This window comes from Rhizobium sp. WSM409 (assembly GCF_057653825.1).
Map to the genome: position 1 here is coordinate 3,203,098 of NZ_CM172794.1, position 18,294 is coordinate 3,221,391.

Here is an 18,294-nt window from a genome sequence, read left to right on the forward strand (position 1 = left end):
ACAGATGCAGGAAGAAGGGACAAAAGCGCATTTCGATAGAGCGCCGCACTCCCATGAGCGGCCAGAAGCGCTGGAAAGCTTTTTCCAACTCACAAGTTCCCACTTCACGCGGGGTTCTTGACGCCAGAATGAAACCGGATCGCATGGTGCGTTCCGGCGATAGTCATTGTGGCGCCCCGAAAGGTTATACCTTGACTAATTTTGAATCGCTTGGTGTCTCCAAGCCGATCGTCGCTACTTTGTTCCAGCTCGGCATCGAAACGCCGACGCCGATCCAGGAACATGCCATTCCCCTCCTCCTCGAAGGCCGCGACCTGATCGGCCTTGCCCAGACCGGCACCGGCAAGACGGCCGCTTTCGGCCTGCCGCTGATCGAAAAGCTGCTTGCCGACGAACGGCGCCCCGACAACCGCACGACGCGCACGCTGATCTTGGCGCCGACCCGCGAACTGGTTAACCAGATCGCCGAGAGCCTGAAGAAGTTCATCCGCAAGTCGTCGCTGCGCATCAACGTCGTCGTTGGCGGCGTCTCGATCAACAAGCAGCAGCTTCAGCTTGAAAAAGGCACCGACATTCTCGTCGCCACGCCCGGCCGCCTGCTCGACCTCATCAATCGCCGCGCGATCACGCTGACTGCGGTTCGTTATCTCGTGCTCGACGAAGCCGACCAGATGCTCGACCTCGGCTTCGTCCACGATCTGCGCAAGATTGCCAAGATGGTGCCGAAAAAGCGCCAGACCATGCTGTTCTCGGCCACCATGCCGAAGGCGATCGCCGATCTTGCCGGCGAATATCTCGTCGATCCCGTCAAGGTCGAAGTCACGCCTCCAGGCAAGGCCGCCGACAAGGTCGAGCAGTACGTCCATTTCGTTGCCGGCAAGAACGACAAGACAGAGCTGCTCCGCAAGTCGCTGACCGAAAACCCCGATGGCCGCGCCATGGTCTTCCTGCGCACCAAGCACGGTGCCGAGAAGCTGATGAAGCATCTCGAAAACATCGGCTATTCCGTCGCCTCGATCCACGGCAACAAGAGCCAGGGTCAGCGCGAGCGGGCGCTGAAGGCCTTCCGCGACGGCAGCATCAAGACGCTGATCGCCACCGACGTTGCCGCCCGCGGCATCGACATTCCTGCTGTCAGCCACGTCTACAACTACGACCTGCCTGAGGTGCCTGACGCCTATGTCCATCGCATCGGCCGCACGGCGCGCGCCGGCCGCGACGGTATCGCCATCGCTTTCTGCGCTCCCGACGAAGCCAAGCTGCTGCGTGATATCGAGCGCCTGATGGGCATCGATATCACTGTCGCAAGCGGCGAAGCGCCGGCAAACATCAGCGGCGGACCCCGCCGTGCCAACGGCAATGGCAACAACCGCAATCGCAATGGCGGCCAGGGTCGCGAAGGCCAGGGTCGTGGCGAAGGCCGTGGCGACCAGAACCGCTCCGAGCATCGCGGCAACCGTCAGGAACGCCGCCCGCGTCGCGAAGGTGAAGGCAGCGAAGTCCGCGCCGGCGGCGAGGAGCGTCGTCCGCGTCCGGAGCGCTCGACCAGCCGCAACGAGGACTTCCGCGGTCAGCGCCGCGGTGAAGCGACCCCGGATCTCGGCCCCGACAACGATCTGGCCTCGACCTCCGATTTCCGCGCCTCTGCAAAGCCACAGCGTCCAGCGCATCATGGCGCCCATGCCAATGGTGAGCCGAGCGGTCATCATCGCGGCAACAGCCGCCATGCCCATGGCCGCCCGGCCCGCAAGCATGGCGAGGACCGCGGCCCGCAGCAGGCCCAGGCCGGCGAACCGCGCCGGGACGGCAACGGCGGCAACCACCGCGGTGGCTCCCGCAACGGCGGCGGCCAGCGCCGCGAACGCGCCTGATCGTTGAAAGATTGAAAGGCAAAAAGGCCGGGGATCTCCGGCCTTTTTATTATCTAGCGCATCGTGCTTTGGGCGTCCGAAAGGACGCGCGGCGCTCTAAACCTCCGCAGGCCTATGCTCGCTGGACGCCCTGCGGTTCGTGAGATAGACGCCTGTCACGACCACCACGGTGCCGACGATCAGCGGCAGGGTCAGCGGTTCCCCGAAGGCGATGAAGGCTTCGAGAGCAACCGCTGGCGGCATCAGATAGATCAGCGAGGCGGCGCGTGACACCTGACCCCGGCGGATCAGATAGAGCAGCAGTCCGACGCCGCCCATCGACAGGCCGAAGACCGACCAGACCAGCGCGCCATAAGCCTGCGCGGCGCCGTCGAAATGCTGATGCTCGAAGATCAGCGACAGCGGCAGGGTGAGGATCAGCGCGCCGATATATTGCAAGGTCGCGATGGTTCTGAGGTCGCCGGATTGCAGGTGTTTCTTCTGATAGAGCGTGCCGTAGGTGACGGACGCCATGGCGACGAGGTTGATCGCCAGAGGCAGGGCGGCATGCGTGAGATCGGCGGTCGCCGGATCGAGCAGCTTCGGCGAAATGGCGATGGCAATGCCGATGAAGCCGAGGGCAAGGCCGAGTTTCTGTGCCTGCTGCAGCCGCTCGCCGATGAGGAAGGGAGCTGCCATTGCCGTCAGCAGCGGCTGCAGCGCCGCGATGATGCCCGATATGCCGGCCGGCACGCCATTGGCGATCGCCCACCAGAGACCGGCGAGATAGAAACCATGAAGGAAGAAGCCGGAATAGACGGCGCGCAGCGCCCTCGCCCGGCTGGGCCATTGCGCCCGCACCACAAGGCAGAGTGCCAGGAATGCCGCCGCCGACAGCGCATAACGTATCGAAAGAAAGGTGAAGGGCTCGGAATGCAGCGAGGCATATTTCGCCACCACCCAGCCCGTAGACCAGAGCAGGACGAAAACGGCGGGGGCAAGGCGATCGAGGGACATGGGGCGCGCGGCTCGACAGAGGAGGGTTCGCCGTGCTGATAGCCCCACCCGGCGGCTGTAGTCAAAAGCGAAGGGTTGATGCTTATTTGAAATTTCACTGATGCAGAGACCGATGGCGGTTCGGCAAGGGGCGGCGAGCCTCGCACACATGACCATATTCGATCGCCTTGACAGAACGAAAAACGGTCACATGCTCAGATTTTGCGCAGACACCTTGGATGAATATCCGCCATGCCGCAGCGCATCACTTTAAATGCCCAGATTTTCACCCGTTTCCCGCAGCGCAAAATCTTTTCCCTGAACTGCGCATGGTTCTTGCATTGCCATTTGCGTTGTATTCAAATGAACAAAAAGGGGAGCCGCGCTTTTGGCATTTGATGAAATGATTACCGGGGACGAAAGCCCTCGCCCGCCTTACGACAAATACTTCGAGTGGTACAACAGCCAAGACCGGGCGCATCTGATTGCCAAGTCCCGCGATGCGGAAAACATCTTCCGGAAGACCGGCATCACCTTCGCGGTCTACGGCCATGCCGACAGTTCCGAAAAGCTCATCCCCTTCGACATCATTCCCCGCATCATCTCCGCCCGCGAATGGCGCAAGCTCGCCCAAGGCATCGAGCAGCGGGTGATCGCGCTCAACGCCTTTCTCGACGATATCTACCATAAGCAGGAGATCATCCGCGCCGGCCGCGTTCCGCGTGAGCTGATCGAGAATAACGTCACCTTCATCCCCGAAATGATCGGTTTCCGGCCGCCCGGCGGCGTCTATACCCACATCGTCGGCACCGACATCGTGCGCACCGGAGAGGACCAGTTTTACGTGCTGGAGGATAATGCCCGCACGCCCTCCGGTGTCAGCTACATGCTGGAAAACCGGGAAACCATGATGCAGATGTTCCCTGAGCTCTTTCATGAGAACAAGGTGCAACGTGTCGAGGATTATCCCTACCTGCTGCGTCAGAGCCTCGCCTCGCTTGCCCCTCCCGGCTGCAAGGGCAAGCCGCGCGTCGCCGTGCTGACGCCGGGCATTTACAATTCCGCGTATTACGAGCATTCGTTCCTCGCCGACATGATGGGCGTCGAACTGGTCGAAGGCGCGGATCTGCGCGTCATCGACGGCAAGGTGAAAATGAGGACGACACGCGGTTACGAGGCGATCGACGTGCTCTACCGCCGCGTCGACGATGACTTCCTCGATCCCCTGACCTTCCGGTCCGATTCCGCGCTCGGCATTCCCGGCATCATGGATGTCTACCGCTCCGGCAACATCACCATCGCCAATGCGCCGGGCACCGGCATTTGCGACGACAAGGCGATCTACTCCTATATGCCCGAGATCGTCGAATTCTATACCGGCCGCAAGGCGCTGCTCGAAAACGTGCCGACCTGGCGCTGTTCGGAAGCCGACAGCCTGAAATATGTGCTGGAACACCTGGAAGAGCTGGTGGTCAAGGAGGTGCACGGCTCCGGCGGCTACGGCATGCTGGTCGGCCCGACGGCATCGAAGAAGGAGCGCGCCGATTTCGCCGAAAAGCTGAAGGCCAAACCGAACAATTACATCGCCCAGCCAACGCTGTCGCTCTCCACGGTGCCGATCCTCGTCAACAAGGGCATTGCGCCGCGCCATGTCGACCTTCGCCCCTATGTGCTTGTATCCGACAAGGTGCAGATCATTCCGGGCGGGCTCACCCGCGTAGCGCTGAAGCAGGGCTCGCTGGTGGTCAATTCCAGCCAGGGCGGCGGCACCAAAGACACTTGGGTATTGGAGGACTGATGCTCGGAAGAACAGCAAACGGCCTCTACTGGATGTTTCGTTACATCGAGCGCGCCGAAAATATAGCCCGCCTGATCGATGCGGGGTTGCGCATGTCGCTGACCCGCAGCAGCACCGGTGATGACAATTGGGATGGCGTTCTACAAAGTGCGGGCGTGCGCGAGGCTTATGATGAGGGCCATAACAAGCTGACCAACGCCGACGCGATCGACTATCTCCTGCGCGATCGCACCAATCCGTCGAGCGTCATGTCTTGCATCGATTCCGGCCGCAACAATGCCCGCATGGTGCGCACGGCGCTGACGCGGGAGACCTGGGAAGCCACCAACGAATGCTGGATCGACTTGAAGTCGCTGCTCGAAAAGCGCGTCAAGGCGGCTGAAATGCCCGAGGTGATCGATGTCATCAAGCGCCGCGCCGGCCTCATCCGCGGTGCCTTCCATGGCTCGACACTGCGCAACGAGCTCTATAATTTTGCCCGCATCGGCACCTTCATCGAGCGGGCCGACAATACCAGCCGCATCCTCGACGTGAAATATTACGTGCTGCTGCCCTCGGTCTCGGCCGTCGGCTCCTCCCTCGACAATGTGCAGTGGGAATCGATCCTGCGATCGGTCTCCGCGCACCGCGCCTATAGTTGGGCCTATGACGGCGAATACCGGGCGATGAACATCGCCGACTTCTTGACGCTGAATGTCCAGATGCCACGCTCGCTTGCCTATTGCTACGAGAAGATCGTCAGCAATCTCGGCTATCTTGCCCAGGATTACGAGGCGCGGCTCCCTGCCCACGATACCGCGGATTCAATCCGCACCACGCTGCAGACGAGGGCGATCCGGGATATCATGGATCAGGGCCTGCACGAGTTCCTGGAGGATTTCGTCTCGCGCAACAACAAGCTCGGCGCGGAAATTTCCGATGGCTACCGGTTCTATGTATAAGCGGATAACAACATGAGACTGAAGATCAGCCACCTCACCGAATACCGCTACGACGAACCGGCGCAGTTCTCGCTGCAACGGCTGCGGCTGACGCCGCCAACGAACTCCACTCAAAAAGTACTCGGCTGGGCCCTGAAGGTCGAGGGCGCTACGCCGGAGGTCGAATATGACGACCAGTACGGCAATCACGTCAATCTAGTCTCGCTGGAAGGCGAACAAGAGGTGACGCGTATCCTCGCCGAAGGCGAGGTCGAGACGGGGGACAACAACGGCGTCACCGGTCCGCATACCGGCTTCTGCCCGCTTTGGCTCTTCCTGCGCGACACACCGCTGACAAAGGGTGGCAAGCTGGTGAAGGAACTGATCAAGGGCGTCGGTGGCGATAACGAGCTCGCCCGCATGCATGCGCTGATGGCGGCGATCCACGAAACGGTCGATTATAGGCCCGGCACCAGCAATACCGAGACGACGGCCGAGCAGGCGCTGGAGAGGAAGAGCGGCGTCTGTCAGGACCATGCGCATATTTTCATCGCCGCCGCCCGCGCCCTGCAGGTGCCGGCGCGTTACATCTCCGGTTATTTGATGATGGAGGAAAAGATCGAACAGGCGGCGACCCATGCCTGGGCAGAGGCCCATATTCCCGGCCTCGGCTGGGTCGGCTTCGATCCCGCCAACGAGATCTGCCCGGATGCCCGTTACATCAGAGTCGCCTCCGGCCTCTGCTATCGTGATGCCGCGCCGATTTCAGGCATGCGCATCGGCACGCCGGGCGAAACGCTGACGGTCACCGTGAAGGTCGAGGACGGCGGACAGATGCAAAGCCAGAGCCAGAGCTGAACATACATGCAGCTTTATCGCACCCTGCGATTGGCCGGTAGAATAGCTGCCGAACTCGTCGCGAAACAAACATGTTGGACTTGAATATAGCGACCGACGGTCTCGAAATTCCGCTGTTTTCCGACACCCATCACACGTCATAATTGCCGTTCGTCAATTTTTCATTGCAGACTAACTCTATTTTAAGGCCGCAGGCACAAGCTTGTCTGCGGCGACGCCTAGTGTATTTCGGCAGGCGTCGTTTAAGAAGCGGCATGATGCAAGCTTTCATAATGATCTTCAGTTGCCGGCATGGATGAGGCGACGAACGCGCCCTCCGATGAGGGCAGCCTGTTTGCTTCTGGGATTTAACGGGATCGTCCATGCCTCTTCTTATCGTCGACGACAGCGAATCCAGCCTTCTCGCCCTTGAGACCGCAGTCTGTGGTTTCGCCGGCTGTGTGGTCGAAAGCTTCACCAATCCGCTCGAAGCCCTTGCCCGCTGCCGGGAGGTCGATTTCGACGTTGTGCTGGTGGATTATATGATGCCTGAGATGAACGGTATCGAGATGATCCGCAGGCTGCGGCGCCAGCCGGGTTATGAGGATGTGCCCGTCGTGATGATCACCTCGCAGGCGAAGCGGTCGGTTCGGCTGGAAGCGCTGGAGGCCGGCGCCACGGATTTTCTCGCCAAGCCCTTCGACCCCTTGGAACTGCAGGCACGCGTCCTCAACCTGATGGCCCTGCACAAGGCCCAGCTGGCGCTTGCCGACCGGGCGAAATCACTGGACATGGCCTTCCGCCACGCCACCGAACAGGCCGACATGCGCGAGCAGGAGATCATCTGGTGCCTTGCCCAAGCGATGGCCTCGCGCGACGGCAATACCGGCGACCATATCGAGCGCGTCGCCAATATCGCCGAGCTGATCGCCGAAGGCCTCGGCCTCGATCGCATCCAGCGGCGCAATATCTATCTCGCTGCTCCCCTGCACGATATCGGCAAGATCGCCATTCCCGATGCCATCTTGCAGAAGCCGGGCAAGCTCGAGCGGCACGAGATCGAACGCATGCGCGAGCATGTCCCAATCGGCGTCGCCATTCTGGCCAACAGCTCCGCCGAGCTCTCCCGCGTCGCGACCGCCATCATCGCCGGCCATCATGAGAAATGGGACGGAACCGGCTATCCAAAGGGCCTGTCCGGCGACGCCATCCCGATCGAAGCGCGCATCGTCGCCGTCGCCGACGTCTTCGAAGCGCTCTGCTCCGACCGGCCCTACAAGCAGGCCTGGCCGATCGAGCGGGCTTACGAGGAAATCATCGCCTGCAGCGGATCGCATTTCGACCCCGCCTGCGTCGCCGCTTTCCGCCGCAAATGGCCGGCAATCCGCGCGCTCTTCGAACATGGCGCCGACGAAGATCACAGCATGGTGGTCTCAAACGCCTGATCACCATTAGCCTGCAAGGAACCGGCGGACAAAAAAAGAGGCGGGGTGATACCCCGCCTCTTCGTCGATTCACTGTCCTGATTGCACCTGTTAATGGCTGTCCTTGCCGACCGCGTTTCCACGACATCCCTTCAGGAAGTCGAGATCGGCGCCGGTATCGGCCCCTTCGACATGCTGCTGATGCAGGAAGGCATAGCCGGATGTGGGCAGATCATGGTTCGGCTGCCACTCAGCGAGCCGCCGCGCCAGTTCCTCATCGGAAATGTCGAGATGCAGACGACGGTTCGGCACATCCAGCTCGATCATGTCGCCGTTTTTCACGACTGCGAGCGGACCGCCGACCGCCGCTTCCGGCGAGGTGTGCAGCACGACGGTACCGTAGGCAGTTCCGGACATGCGGGCGTCGGAAATACGCACCATGTCGAGGATGCCCTTCTTGAGCACCTTCGGCGGCAGACCCATGTTGCCGACCTCGGCCATCCCGGGATAGCCCTTCGGCCCACAGTTCTTCATGACCATGATGCAGGTTTCGTCGATGTCGAGGTTCTCGTCGTTTATCTTGGCCTTGTAGTCGTCGATGTCCTCAAACACGACCGCCCTGCCCCGGTGCACCAGCAGATGTGGCGAAGCCGCCGAAGGCTTCAACACCGCGCCCTTCGGCGCGAGATTGCCGCGCAGCACGACGATGCCGCCCGAAGCTGTCAGCGCCTTTTCGGCCGGAAGGATAACGTCTTCGTTCCAGTTGACGACGTCCTTGACCTCGTCCCAGACGGTTTCGCCGGATACCGTCAGCGCATCCTTGTGCAGCAGGCCCGCCTCGCCGAGGCGCTTCAGCACCACCGGCAGGCCGCCGGCATAGAAGAACTCCTCCATCAGATACTTGCCCGATGGCATCAGGTTGACGATGGTCGGGACGTCACGGCCGCAGCGATCCCAGTCGTCAAGCGAAAGATCGATGCCGACACGGCCGGCAATGGCGAGCAGGTGGATGACGGCGTTGGTCGATCCGCCGATGGCCGCGTTGGTGCGGATGGCATTCTCGAAGGCTTGCTTCGTCATGATCTCGGAGGGCTTCAGGTCATCCTTGACCATCTGCACGATACGCCGGCCGGTCAGCTGCGCCATGACCTTGCGGCGGGAATCGACGCCCGGGATCGCGGCGTTGCCTGACAGAGCCATGCCGAGTGCCTCGGCCATGGAAGCCATGGTGGAGGCGGTGCCCATGGTGTTGCAGGTGCCCGACGAACGGCTCATCGAGGCCTCAGCCTCGAGGAATTCGGCCTGCGTCATCTCGCCGGCCTTCACCATTTCGGAAAACTTCCACAGATGCGTGCCCGAGCCGACCCGTTCGCCACGGAAATAGCCGTTTAGCATCGGTCCGCCTGTGACGACGATAGAAGGCAGGTCGCAGGAAGCCGCCCCCATGATAAGCGACGGCGTGGTCTTGTCGCAGCCAACCAACAATACGCAGCCATCCATCGGCTGGCCGCGGATCGCCTCTTCTACCGCCAACGCGGCAAGATTGCGGTACATCATCGCGGTCGGGCGGAAGGTGTTTTCGGATGCCGAGAACACCGGCACCTCGAGCGGGAAGCCGCCGGCCTCCCATACGCCCGCCTTCACCTTCTCGGCGAGCTCTCTGAGATGACCGTTGCAGGGGGTCATATCCGACCAGGTGTTGAGGATGCCGATCACCGGCCGGCCGTCGAACAGGTCGTGCGGATAACCCTGGTTCTTAAGCCAGCCGCGGTGATAAATCACGTCGCGGCTCGTACCGCCGTACCATTCCTGCGACCTCAGCCTGCGCGGCCATTCCGCTTTCTTTTTCATAGTCTCTATCCTTCAGGATATCGCCGGACCGCCTCGTACGGCCCGGGTTATCGCACTTGTCTCAAGCCAGGGTGTAGGCGGTCTTGACGGTTGTGTAGAATTCGGCGGCGTACTTGCCCTGCTCGCGCGGGCCGTAAGACGAGCCCTTGCGGCCGCCGAACGGCACGTGGAAATCGACGCCTGCCGTCGGCAGGTTGACCATCACCATGCCGGCCTCGGAATTGCGCTTGAAATGCGTGGCATGTTTCAGGCTAGTCGTGGCGATGCCGGCCGAAAGGCCGAACGGCGTGTCATTGGCCGTCGCCAGCGCCTCGTCGTAATCCTTCGCCCGGATTACCGACACCACGGGCCCGAAGATCTCCTCGCGCGAGATCCGCATCTGGTTGGTCGCTTCGGTGAACAGCGTCGGCTGCAGATAGAAGCCGGGCGTTTCGCGGGAGATCACCTCGCCGCCAAAGGCGAGTTTGGCGCCTTCCGACTTGCCGATCTCGATATAGTCCGTATCGGTCTTCAACTGCCGCTCATCGACGACGGGGCCGATATGAGTGCCGGCCTTCAGGGCGTTGTCGACGACCAGCGTCTTCAGCTTATCGGTCAGCGCGGCGACGAACTTGTCGTGAATGCCTTCGGTGACGATCAGCCGCGAGGAAGCGGTGCAACGCTGGCCGGTCGAGAAGAAGCCGGAATTGGCGGCCGCCTCGACGGCGACGTTGAGATCGGCATCGTCGAGCACGACCATCGGGTTCTTGCCGCCCATTTCCAGCTGGAACTTGCGGTTATGCTCGATGGAGGCGGCGGCGACGCGTCTGCCGGTGCCGGTGGAACCGGTGAAGGTGATGCCGTGAACGTCGGGGCTTTCGAGCATGGCCTGGCCGACGACCGAGCCCTTGCCCATGACGAGGTTCAGCACGCCCTTCGGCAGGCCGGCGCGGTGCAGGATATCGACGATCGCCCAGGAACAGGCGGGCACCAGTTCGGCCGGCTTGAAGACGATAGTGTTGCCGTAGCAGAGCGCCGGCGCGATCTTCCAGGCGGGAATGGCGATCGGGAAGTTCCACGGCGTAATGATGCCGATGACGCCGAGCGCCTCGCGGGTGATCTCGACACCGATATTCGGGCGAACCGACGGAAGGACCTCACCGGCCAGCCGCAGTGCCTCGCCGGCGAAGAATTCGAAAATCTGCGACGCGCGGATCACCTCGCCGGTGGCTTCCGGCAGCGTCTTGCCTTCTTCGCGGGCAAGCAGCGCACCGAGCTCATCCTTGCGCGCCATGATCTCGTCGCCTGTCTTCTTCAGGATGACGTGGCGCTCCCAGATGCCGGAGCGCGACCAGGCTGGGAAGGCAGCCTTGGCGGCAGCAATGGCGTTTCTCGTGTCGTCTGCGCTGCCATCGGCATAGAGGCCGACGACCTCATTCGTATCCGATGGGTTGATATTCTTCGTCGCGTTCGAGCCGACCCATTCGCCGGCGATCAGGTTTTGATAAATGGTCATGGGCTTAACAAGCCTCCTTTACCGTTTACGAGCAAAGAGCCGGCCGCCGGATGCGGCCAGGTCTTGAATTCAGAGCTGCCTGACGGCGATCTCTTCCTCGGCGGCCACCTTCAGCGGATTGCGGAGCGCCAGGCCGAATTCGGCAACTTTGATCTCGAAGACGTCGCCCTCTTCGGTCTTGACGCCGTCGGCAAAGGAAAGGGTCGCCGTGCCGAACATATGGACATGCACATCGCCCGGAGCACGGAAGAGGCCATATTTGAAATGGTGATATTCCAGATTGGCGAAGGTGTGCGACATGTTCGCCTCACCGGATAGGAACGGCTTTTCGAAGATCACCTTGTCGCCGCGCTTGATGCGCGAGGTGCCGCGAATATCCTCCGGGGCAGCGCCGACACGGATTTCCGGGCCGAAGCTGGCCGGGCGCAGCTTCGAATGGGCGAGATAGAGATAGTTGATCCGCTCGGTGACGTGATCGGAAAATTCGTTCGACAGCGCAAAACCGATACGGAAGGGCGAGCCGTCCTTGCCGATCACGTAGATGCCGGCCATCTCCGGCTCTTCACCGCCGTCGAGCGCGAAGGAGGGCGAGAGGAGGGGCGCGCCAGGGGCTGCGGCGCCATGGCCGTTGCCCTTGTAGAACCATTCGGGCTGGACGCCCTTTTCGCCGGCCTTCGGCTTGCCGTTCTCAAGGCCCATCTTGAACATCTTCATCGAGTCCGTGAGGGTTTCCTCGGCGGCCTCGGTGGTCTTCTTGTGCATGGAATCGCGCGTTGCTGCCGAGCCCAAATGTGTCAGGCCGGTGCCGGTCAGATGCAGGTGCGCGGCATCTGGATGGGTGATCGGCGGAAGGAAGCGGTCTTCCGCATAGGCCTTTTCAAGATCGACGGCGTCCCCGTAGCCATGCGCTTCGATGACTGAGGCAAGAGACTTGCCGCCGTCTGCGGCTTCCATCGCCAGCGCATAGACGCTGACGGCGTTCTTGATCGACCTTGCAGCGCCGCCCTGCTCACGCACGGCGACGATGATCTCTCCGTTTACACCCTTGATCTGTGAAATAAGCACGTCTTCGATCCTTCTCGTTTCGGCGAAGACAGGAAAAAGCTCCGCCTGTCCGGCTCCATCAGGAGCCGGAATCCATCATTCATATGACTGCGAATGCCTGGCTGACGCCTTGAGACGCTCAGCCCTTGTTTTTATTGTAGACGTCGAAGAACACGGCAGCGAGAAGCACCGCACCCTTGACCATCTGCTGCGAGTCCGTGCCGAGACCGTGGATCGACATGCCGTTGTTCATGATGCCCATGATCAGAGCCCCGATAACAGCGCCGGTCACCTTGCCGACGCCGCCCTGGGCGGATGCGCCGCCGATGAAGCAGGCCGCGATCACGTCGAGTTCAAGACCAAAGCCGCCCTTGGCCGTCGCCGAGTTGAGACGCAGGGCAACGATCAGTCCGGCCAGTCCGGCAAGCAGACCCATATTTGCGAACGTCAGGAAGGTCAGCCGCTCGGTGTTGATACCGGAAAGCTTCGTCGCCTTCTCATTGCCGCCCATGGCGTAGATGCGGCGGCCGATCGTCGTCCGGCGGGTAATGAAGGCATAGGCGGCCACCAGAACAAGCATGACCATCAGCACGTTCGGGAAGCCGCGATAGATCGACAGCTGGTAGCCGAGCGCCAGAATGGCGAGCGTGACGAGGGCGTTCTGGGCGAGGAAAAAGCCCAGCGGCTCGACATCATTGCCATGCTTTTCATTCGATAGGCGCTTGCGCCATGCCAGATAGAAGAGGGTTACGGCGCCGACAACGGTCAGAATGATCGAGGTCGAGTTGATGCCGCCCATATCGAAAGCGTTCGGCAGGAAGCCGATGCTGATCAGCTGGAAAGCCGGCGGGAAAGGACCGATGCTGGTGCCGGTCCCCGATGCCGTCATCACGAACAGCGTCAGGCCGCGGAAGACCAGCATGCCGGCCAACGTGACGATGAAGGACGGGATCTTGTGATACGCGACGAAATAGCCCTGGATGCCGCCGACAAGCGCGCCCATGGCAAGGCAGACGATACCCGCCAGAACATAATTGGTGTGCCATTGCACCGTCATTACGCCGGCGATAGCGCCGATAAAGCCGACGACCGATCCCACCGAAAGATCGATATGGCCGGCAACGATCACCAGCAGCATGCCGAGCGCCATGATGACGATGAACGAGTTCTGCAGAATGATGTTTGTCAGGTTGAGCGGCCTGAAGAGAACGCCACCGGTCGAAAACTGGAAGAACACCATGATCGCGATAAGCGCGATAAACATGCCATATTCGCGGATGTTGCCGCGAACGTAGTCTCCGATGGAGACGACACGCCCTTGCTCTGCGATGGGTTGATTGATCGGCGTCATTGTTTCTTCTCCCCTGAGCGCATGATAGCGCGCATGATGGTTTCCTGGCTTGCTTCTCCCTTCGGCAGTTCCGCGACGATGCGTCCTTCGTTCATCACGTAGATGCGGTCACACGTGCCGAGCAGTTCGGGCATTTCCGACGAGATCATCAGAACGCCCTTTCCATCGGCGGCAAGCTGGTTGATGATAGTATAGATTTCGTATTTTGCGCCAACATCGATGCCGCGCGTCGGCTCGTCGAGGATCAAAATATCGGGATTGGAGAACAGCCATTTCGACAGCACCACCTTCTGCTGGTTGCCGCCGGAAAGATTGACCGTCTCCTGGAAAATGCTGGAGGAACGGATACGCAACTTCGACCGATAGTCGGTCGCAACCCGCGCTTCCTTGAAGCTGTCGATAACGGACGCGTTCGACACCGCCGCCAAATTAACGAGCGTCGTGTTGTGCAGGATCGTGTCGTTGAGCACGAGGCCGAGCTGCTTGCGGTCTTCGGTGACGTAGGCGAGCCCGGCATCGATTGCCTTGCGCACGGTGCTGACATCGACCGGCTTGCCGTGCATCAGCGCCTCGCCCGAAACCTTGTGGCCATAGGCCTTGCCGAACAGGCTCATGGCGAATTCTGTGCGCCCTGCCCCCATCAGGCCGGCGATGCCGACGACTTCGCCCTTGCGGACGGTGACGTTGATATTGTGCAGGACCTGACGGTCGCGGTGCTGCTGGTGGTAGGCGTTCCAGTTCTTCACTTCGAGAATGGTTTCGCCGATCGGCACCGAACGCGGCGGATAGCGGTCTTCAAGATCGCGGCCGACCATGTTGCGGATGATGATGTCTTCGCTGATCTCGTCCGCGTGACAGTCGAGCGTCTTGACTGTCATGCCGTCACGCAGGACCGTGATCTGGTCGGCGACCTTGCGGATCTCGTTCAGCTTGTGGGAAATGATGATGGAGGTGATGCCCTGCTTGCGGAACTCCATGAGCAGAGTGAGCAGCGCGTCGGAATCGCGTTCATTCAGCGAGGCGGTCGGCTCGTCCAGGATGAGCAGCTTGACGCTCTTCGACAGCGCCTTGGCGATCTCGACGAGCTGCTGCTTGCCGACGCCGATGTCGGTGACCAGCGTGTTCGGAGATTCGGACAGGCCTACTTTCTTCAGCAGCTGCTTGGTGCGGTTGAATGTCTCGTCCCAGCTGATGACGCCGCTCTTGGCATTCTCGTTGCCAAGGAAGATGTTTTCGCCGATCGACAGCAACGGCACGAGCGCCAGTTCCTGGTGAATGATGACGATGCCGATTTCTTCGGAGTCCTTCAGGACCTTGAAGTTGCGCGTCTCACCTTCGTAGATGATGTCGCCTTCATAGCTTCCTGTCGGATAGACGCCGGATAGCACCTTCATCAGGGTCGATTTGCCGGCCCCGTTTTCGCCCACCAATGCGTGGATTTCACCCTGGCGAACCTTGAGGTTCACATTCTCCAGCGCCTTGACGCCCGGGAACGTCTTGGTGATGCTCCGCATTTCGAGGATAGTATTGTCCATAGTCAAAGTTCCAGCGCCTGCAGCCGTCAACCAGCCGGGCGATCATAAAATCGAAGACCGGAACCCGCAAGCGCGGGCTCCGGTCCTTCTCATTACTTCAGCTTGTCTTCAGAGTAGTAACCGCTGTCGACGAGAATCTGCTTGTAGTTGGTCTTGTCGACGGCAACCGGCTTCAGCAGATAGGACGGGACGACCTTGACGCCGTTGTCGTAGGTCTTCGTGTCGTTGACCTCCGGATCCTTGCCGGACATCACAGCGTCGACCATGGCAACAGTGACCTTGGCGAGTTCGCGGGTGTCCTTGAAGATCGTCGAGTGCTGTTCGCCAGCGATGATCGACTTGACCGACGGGATTTCAGCGTCCTGACCGGTGACGATCGGGAGCGGCTGAGCCGCAGTACCGTAACCAACGCCCTTCAGCGAGGAGATGATACCGATGGACAGACCGTCGTAAGGCGACAGAACGGCATCGACCTTGGCGTCGGTGTAGTTAGCCGAGAGCAGGTTGTCCATGCGGGCCTGGGCCGTTGCCGGATCCCAACGCAGCGTGCCGACCTTGTCCATGCCGGTCTGGCCGGACTTCACGACGAGCTTGCCGCTGTCGATGTAAGGCTGCAGGACGGACATGGCGCCATCATAGAAGAAGAAGGCGTTGTTGTCGTCAGGCGAGCCGCCGAACAGTTCGATGTTGAACGGGCCCTTGCCGTCCTTGAGGCCGAGGCCGTCAACGATGGAGCCAGCCTGCAGAACGCCGACCTGGAAGTTGTCGAACGTCGCGTAGTAGTCGACGTTGCCCGAATCGCGGATCAGACGGTCATAAGCGATGACCTTGATGCCGGCGTCGTGTGCCTTCTGGAGAACGTCGGAAAGCGTCGTGCCGTCGATCGAAGCGATGACGAGAACCTTGGCACCCTTGGTGACCATGTTTTCGATCTGCGAAAGCTGGTTCGGAATGTCGTCGTCGCCATACTGCAGGTCAGTGCCGTAACCGGCAGCCTGGAGCTGCTTGACGATGTTGTTGCCGTCGTCGATCCAGCGGGCAGAAGCCTTGGTCGGCATTGCGATGCCGACAGTGCCCTTATCCGCGGCCAGAGCCGGTGCAACGAACGAAGCGACGCCGAAGGCAGCCGCAGCCATCAATGAGATAATGGATTTCATTTCTCTCTCCCTTGTTAATAAGCAGCGGACGAAAAATCGCCCGCCCCGAAACTGTGGCAGGTTCCGTATTGGATAGTTACTTCAGATGGTGAGAAACGAAGTAGGTCTCCTCCACGATCTCACACGTGTTGAGTGCCAACCAGCACACGGCGGCAAACTGGTATGGATTCCTATAACTGTCAAATAGAATAAGTGCTAACGTGCATAACAATTTTGGTATATCGTTAAAAAGTATTACTTTTGATGGAGCGCAGCGAGGAGGCTGCAACCATGACGGTTATTTCTGAGCCATTTTTGATGGATCACGTCGATATCCACAGCGATAATTTCGGCGATGACAGCCTTTTGCGTGCAGGACTTAAGCTGAATCACCTGCGCATGATCGTCGCAATCGAAGATAGCGGACAGATTTCCGCAGCTGCGGAAGTCCTGAACATTTCGCAGCCCGCCGCATCGCGGATGTTGTCCGAAATGGAATCGATCACCAAGACGTCGCTCTATGAGCGGGTGGCCCGCGGCGTGGTTCTGACGACCTTCGGCGCAGCGCTTGCCCGAAGGGCTCGGAAGATCCTCCTGGAACTGCGCGAGGCGAGCCGCGAGATTGGCGAATTGAAAAGCGGCAAGGGCGGTTCGGTCTTCATCGGCGCGGTGACCGCGCCGGCCATGAGCCTCGTCGTGCCGGCGATCAACAAGGTGCGCAAGGCTTATCCCGGCATCGAAATCAACATCCAGGTGGAGACGAGCAATGTGCTTGCCCGCGAACTGCTCGCCGCCCGCCATGACTTCATCATCGGCCGCATTCCCGATGATCTCAACCCGCGCCTGTTCGAGGTGACGGAGATCGGCATCGAGCGGGCTTGCCTGATCGTGCGCAGCCGCCATCCGCTTATGAAGCACAAGATGAGCAGCCTCGCCGACGTCAGGGATTACGACTGGGTGTTCCAGCCGCCCGGCACGCTGCTGCGCCGCACGATCGAGGACGTTTTCCTGTCGCGTGGCGTGGCGCTGCCCGAAAACATCGTCAACACCTCCTCGCTGCTTCTGACCTGCGCCATCATCTGCGAGACCGATGCGATCGCTCCGGTCGCCGTCGACGTCGCCCAGTTCCTTGCCAGCCAAGGCTCGAATGCCTCGGATGTGCGCATGCTGCCGATCGATTTCGACATCAACGTCAAGCCCTACAGCATGATCACGGCGAGGGAACGGGCGCTGCCGCCGAGCGCAAGGCTGCTCTACGACATCATCCTTGAGGAGAGCCGCAAGCAGGCCGGCTGACGACACCCGCAAGCCCTGCACCATCTTGCTCTCTTTTAATGCGCCTCGAGCAATTCCAGCAAAAGTGTGCAGCGGTTTTGCCGGGAAAAGCGCGAAGCGACTTTCCCAGGAATTGCGTGAACAAGGAGATAGAGCATTTCCGTGGTTCGAAGAAAAACGGAAATGCTCTCAAGGAAGGCGGGATGCTGTTCGGACGGTCGGTATTTCAATCAGTCCTCGAGCGGCTGAAGGCGGAGGACGAGACGGCCGAAGACGCCGAAGCGCCGGCCGTCCATCGCGTCTCCGGTCTTGGCACCGGGCTTGCCTTCGATGTCATGGAGGGCGTCTCGGCCGTCTCGCAACGCGTCGGCCAGGCCTATTTCGACAATCTGGAACTCGATCCCGCCGCCGCGATCGCGGAGGAACCGGCGCCTGCGCCCCCACCCGAGCCCGTCATGCCGGACCATCTCGCCCGCATCGCTCCGGAAGAGATCGCCGCGGAACTCGCGATCGCTGCCGCCGATACCCAACAGACGCTGAACGAGAAGCGGCGCGCCTTTGCCAAGGCCAATCATCCTGATGGCATCGCAGAGCCTTTCCGCGACAATGCCAACAGGCGCATGATGATCGCCAATCTGCTGATCGACGAGGCGATGCGCCGGCTGCCGCACAGCTGAAGCTTTCTCGAACGCAGACAAACGTTCCGAGGCTTTGGAAGAGCCGCCGTTTCCGGCTCGATTCGCGAATTCTATATGGGCTGCTTTTCCTGCGTTTCAACCTGT

The 18,294-nt window shown here is 60.7% G+C and carries 15 protein-coding genes; 8 read left to right on the top strand and 7 right to left on the bottom strand.

The genetic code is table 11. The annotated features are described in order from the left end of the window. Positions 1–143 precede the first annotated feature (143 nt). A complete protein-coding gene (locus AC25BC_RS16035; RefSeq protein ID WP_128438285.1) occupies positions 144–1,871 on the top strand; it encodes a DEAD/DEAH box helicase in 1,728 nt (575 codons plus the stop codon). Positions 1,872–1,967: 96 nt separating this feature from the next. On the opposite strand, the gene AC25BC_RS16040 is transcribed toward AC25BC_RS16035, so the two are convergent. Continuing rightward, complete coding sequence (locus AC25BC_RS16040; protein WP_128438243.1) at positions 1,968–2,867, bottom strand: DMT family transporter; 900 nt, start codon at positions 2,865–2,867, stop codon at positions 1,968–1,970. 218 nt (positions 2,868–3,085) lie between these two features. On the opposite strand from AC25BC_RS16040, the gene AC25BC_RS16045 reads away from it, so the two are divergent. The 5 genes from AC25BC_RS16045 (at position 3,086) to AC25BC_RS16065 (ending at position 7,846) form a co-directional block, all read left to right on the top strand. Then, positions 3,086–3,253 carry a hypothetical protein gene (locus tag AC25BC_RS16045; RefSeq protein ID WP_155248925.1) on the top strand — a complete coding sequence of 56 codons (168 nt, stop codon included), beginning with the start codon at positions 3,086–3,088 and terminating at the stop codon, positions 3,251–3,253. Next, complete coding sequence (locus AC25BC_RS16050) at positions 3,235–4,644, top strand: circularly permuted type 2 ATP-grasp protein (RefSeq protein ID WP_012758570.1); 1,410 nt, start codon at positions 3,235–3,237, stop codon at positions 4,642–4,644. Before AC25BC_RS16045 ends, AC25BC_RS16050 begins: the two co-directional genes overlap by 19 nt. Then, positions 4,644–5,585 (top strand): alpha-E domain-containing protein, encoded by a 942-nt coding sequence (locus AC25BC_RS16055; RefSeq protein WP_003561792.1) that lies wholly within the window; start codon positions 4,644–4,646, stop codon positions 5,583–5,585. Before AC25BC_RS16050 ends, AC25BC_RS16055 begins: the two co-directional genes overlap by 1 nt. A gap of 12 nt (positions 5,586–5,597) precedes the next feature. Further along, complete coding sequence (locus AC25BC_RS16060) at positions 5,598–6,422, top strand: transglutaminase family protein (protein ID WP_012758571.1); 825 nt, start codon at positions 5,598–5,600, stop codon at positions 6,420–6,422. A 362-nt stretch (positions 6,423–6,784) separates the two neighbouring features. After that, the gene (locus AC25BC_RS16065; protein WP_012758572.1) at positions 6,785–7,846 is read left to right on the top strand and encodes an HD domain-containing phosphohydrolase; all 1,062 of its coding nucleotides are present in this window, start codon (positions 6,785–6,787) and stop codon (positions 7,844–7,846) included. A 90-nt stretch (positions 7,847–7,936) separates the two neighbouring features. On the opposite strand, the gene araD is transcribed toward AC25BC_RS16065, so the two are convergent. The 6 genes from araD to chvE form a co-directional block, all read right to left on the bottom strand. Then, complete coding sequence (gene araD / locus AC25BC_RS16070; protein ID WP_017994899.1) at positions 7,937–9,676, bottom strand: L-arabinonate dehydratase; 1,740 nt, start codon at positions 9,674–9,676, stop codon at positions 7,937–7,939. 61 nt (positions 9,677–9,737) lie between these two features. Continuing rightward, positions 9,738–11,171, bottom strand: coding sequence for an aldehyde dehydrogenase family protein (locus AC25BC_RS16075; RefSeq protein ID WP_012758574.1), 1,434 nt, complete (start codon positions 11,169–11,171; stop codon positions 9,738–9,740). Positions 11,172–11,240: 69 nt separating this feature from the next. Continuing rightward, entirely contained in the window at positions 11,241–12,236 is a 996-nt protein-coding gene (gene araD1, locus AC25BC_RS16080; RefSeq protein ID WP_128438244.1) for an AraD1 family protein, read from the bottom strand. A 118-nt stretch (positions 12,237–12,354) separates the two neighbouring features. Next, entirely contained in the window at positions 12,355–13,566 is a 1,212-nt protein-coding gene (gene mmsB / locus AC25BC_RS16085; protein WP_003561801.1) for a multiple monosaccharide ABC transporter permease, read from the bottom strand. Next, on the bottom strand, positions 13,563–15,101 hold the full coding sequence (gene mmsA / locus AC25BC_RS16090; protein ID WP_012758576.1) for a multiple monosaccharide ABC transporter ATP-binding protein: 1,539 nt from the start codon (positions 15,099–15,101) through the stop codon (positions 13,563–13,565). The genes mmsB and mmsA overlap by 4 nt, the downstream gene beginning before the upstream one ends. 92 nt (positions 15,102–15,193) lie before the next feature. Next, on the bottom strand, positions 15,194–16,258 hold the full coding sequence (gene chvE, locus AC25BC_RS16095; protein ID WP_012758577.1) for a multiple monosaccharide ABC transporter substrate-binding protein: 1,065 nt from the start codon (positions 16,256–16,258) through the stop codon (positions 15,194–15,196). Between the two features lie 270 nt (positions 16,259–16,528). Here chvE and AC25BC_RS16100 point away from each other — a divergent pair, with 270 nt between their 5' ends. Together AC25BC_RS16100 and AC25BC_RS16105 are read left to right on the top strand one after the other, a co-directional pair. Next, positions 16,529–17,533, top strand: a complete 1,005-nt coding sequence (locus AC25BC_RS16100) for a LysR family transcriptional regulator (RefSeq protein ID WP_020487016.1) — start codon at positions 16,529–16,531, stop codon at positions 17,531–17,533. 182 nt (positions 17,534–17,715) lie between these two features. Continuing rightward, positions 17,716–18,189: a hypothetical protein gene (locus tag AC25BC_RS16105; RefSeq protein WP_128406827.1), complete on the top strand. Its 474-nt coding sequence runs from the start codon at positions 17,716–17,718 to the stop codon at positions 18,187–18,189. Positions 18,190–18,294 lie beyond the last annotated feature (105 nt).